The sequence below is a fragment of the Glycomyces sp. NPDC021274 genome, assembly GCF_040641195.1.
Lineage (GTDB): Bacteria > Actinomycetota > Actinomycetes > Mycobacteriales > Micromonosporaceae > Glycomyces.
The window spans coordinates 1-1,136 of the sequence record NZ_JBFADC010000109.1; the positions used below are offsets into that span (position 1 = coordinate 1).

Below are 1,136 nucleotides of genomic sequence, written 5' to 3' on the forward strand. Positions count from 1 at the left end.
GGTCCGGGCGCCGGCCCCCAGCCGTGCAGTTGCTCGGTCGCGTCGACCGAGCTCGACAACCGTTCATCGAAGTCCTCGCGGATGAGCGTCCGGACCACATAGTCCTGGACGCTCATTCCGCGTTTTGCGGCGTGCTGCCCAAGGCGCTCCAGCAGCTCCCCGTCCACGCGCAGGCTGAGCACTCTCGATCCCATACCGACACGGTCCCTGCACGGCGCGGTCAGGTGTGTCGCTTTCCGCGACGTCCTCACTCATACGGGTGATCCCGGGGTGCTCCCCGGAGGGCCCCGGACCGCTGCTTTCCTTAGAAAGGCTAATGAGCTATGCTAAAGACCATGCCGGAACTGTCCAACGGCGTCGACGCTGATGCCGTGAACGCGCTGCGGTCCGCCGTGATGCGGCTGTCGCGCCGTCTGAAACACCAGCGGGTCGACGAGTCGCTGAGCCCCACCGAAATGTCGGTGCTCGGCACCCTCGCCCGGTGCGGTCGCGCCACCCCCGGCGAGCTGGCCCGCAAGGAGCACGTCCAGCCGCCGTCGATGACCCGGATCGTGGCGATGCTGGAGGCCAAGGGGCTGGTCCGGCTGGAGGCGCACCCCGACGACCGCCGGCAGAAGGTGGTCACCCAGACCGAACAGGCCGAGGCGATGCTCGAGGAGAGCCGCCGCAAGCGCAACGCCTGGCTCGCCGAACTGGCCTCCGGGCTGGACGAGGACGAGTGGGCCAAGCTGCGGGACGCCGCGCCCGTACTGGAGAAACTCGCGCAGCTGTAGACCCCAGGCTTAAGGAGGCGAACCCACTTTGAGTACGGGAAACGGAGCACCCTCCGCACCCGCACCGAACTCCCACAACGACACGGTCACCGACGACGCGACCGCGACCACCCCGGGCCCCACCGAGGCCCCCGGTGTCGCCACCGGCCACGCCGCCACACCGCGCACGGGCACGTTCAGCTCCCTCCGCATACGCAACTACCGCCTCTTTGCCACCGGCCAGGTGGTCTCCAACACCGGCACCTGGATGCAGCGCATCGCCCAGGACTGGCTGGTGCTCAGCCTCACCGGCTCGTCCGGCGCGGTCGGCATCACCACCGCGCTCCAGTTCCTGCCGATGCTCCTCTTCGGCCTCTACGGCGG

The 1,136-nt window shown here is 69.0% G+C and carries 3 protein-coding genes; 2 read left to right on the plus strand and 1 reads right to left on the minus strand.

Translation table 11 applies throughout. From position 1 onward, the window contains the following. On the minus strand, positions 1-194 hold a 194-nt coding region (locus AB0I03_RS26940; RefSeq protein WP_360417448.1), incomplete at its 3' end, for a hypothetical protein. A gap of 141 nt (positions 195-335) precedes the next feature. On the opposite strand from AB0I03_RS26940, the gene AB0I03_RS26945 reads away from it, so the two are divergent. Both AB0I03_RS26945 and AB0I03_RS26950 read left to right on the plus strand, forming a co-directional pair. After that, a complete protein-coding gene (locus AB0I03_RS26945; RefSeq protein WP_067347913.1) occupies positions 336-773 on the plus strand; it encodes a MarR family transcriptional regulator in 438 nt (145 codons plus the stop codon). A gap of 28 nt (positions 774-801) precedes the next feature. Beyond that, positions 802-1,136, plus strand: a 335-nt coding sequence (locus AB0I03_RS26950; protein WP_360417450.1) for an MFS transporter, incomplete at its 3' end; no start/stop codon positions are given.

Coding starts and splice junctions, on each gene's coding strand:
- AB0I03_RS26945 (WP_067347913.1), top strand. CDS start 336: ATGCCGGAACTGTCCAACGGCGTCGACGCTGATGCCGTGAACGCGCTG.